Source organism: Achromobacter sp. 01N37, assembly GCF_056399725.1.
The window spans coordinates 1-1246 of the sequence record NZ_JBFTRX010000048.1; the positions used below are offsets into that span (position 1 = coordinate 1).

Consider the following 1246-nt stretch of genomic DNA (forward strand, 5'->3'; position numbering starts at 1 on the left):
TGTGGTGGTTTAATTTTGGTGGACACCCAGATAGGTTGAACCTAGGAGGTGAGTCATGACCAAGATAAAACGGCGTGCCTTTACGGCGGAGTTCAAGCTCGAGGCGGTGCGGATGGTGACAGACAAGGGCCTTGGCGTGCCCGAGGTCTGTGCATCATTGGGGCTTGGTGAGACAGCGCTGCGGCGCTGGCTGGTGCAGTACAAGGCGGACGTGTTGGGCAAGCCCGGCCCGGGGCTGCCGATCACCCCGGAGCAGCGACGTATCCGCGAGTTGGAGCTGGAGCTGCGCCAAGCCAAGCTGGACAATGAGTTATTAAAAAAAGCCTCGGCCTTCTTTGCCCGCGAGCTCAAGTGAGCTTTGCACTGGTGGCGCATCTGCAACAGAAGGCCTATGCCGTCAGCCACACCTGCCGGATGCTCGGCGTTAGTCGCTCCGGTTACTACGCCCMGCGTAGTCGACGGGTAAGGCCCAAGACCGTGCGCGAGCAGGTCTATGTTGCGGCGGCTTTTAGTGCCAGCGGCTCGACCTACGGCAGTCGGCGCATCTCCCGCGCGCTGCGATCTGACGGAGTGCAGATCGGCCGCTACCGGGCTCGCACCCTGATGCGCCAAGCGCATTTGCGGCCGGTCTGGAAGCGTCGGTTCATCGCCACCACGATCACCGACGTGGGCAAGCCGACGTTCAAGAACGTCCTGGATCGGCAGTTCGATGTGGATCAGCCGAACCGGGCCTGGGTGACCGATATAACCTGCATCCGAACCACGCAAGGCTGGCTGTATCTAGCCGTCGTGCTTGATCTTTACTCACGGCGCGTGGTCGGCTGGGCAACCTCACCGACCACGCATACCCCCATGGTGCGGCAGGCCCTGGAGATGGCGATCCGCCAGCGACGRCCTGCCCGCGGGTTGTTACTGCACTCGGATCGGGGCTTCCAATACGCCAGCGGCGAGTATCAGGCGGYCCTGGCTCACCATGGCATCCAGTGCAGCATGAGCCGCAAAGGCAACTGCTGGGACAACGCCGTCATGGAGCGATTCTTCTTGAGCCTCAAGGTCGAAAGACTCTGGACAAGCCGATACGCCACGCGGRCCGATGCACAGCGTGACATCCAGGACTATATCGAGAACTTCTACAACACCCGGCGGCTGCACTCTACGCTGGGCTATCTGACGCCGGCTGCCTATGAAGCCAGCCAGCGTCCAAAAAACACCTATCGACGTGTCCACTAAAACTTGACCACCACAG

At 61.1% G+C, this 1246-nt stretch carries 1 protein-coding gene; it reads left to right on the forward strand.

Features of this window, described 5'->3' with window-relative positions:
• Positions 1-55: 55 nt before the first annotated feature.
• Positions 56-1230, forward strand: a protein-coding gene (locus AC1DSJ_RS30160) for an IS3 family transposase (RefSeq protein ID WP_441371830.1) whose coding sequence is annotated in 2 segments (ribosomal slippage) — positions 56-326 and positions 326-1230 — 1176 coding nt in all. Because the reading frame shifts where the segments join, the coding sequence is not laid out codon by codon here.
• The last annotated feature ends 16 nt before the right edge of the window (positions 1231-1246 follow it).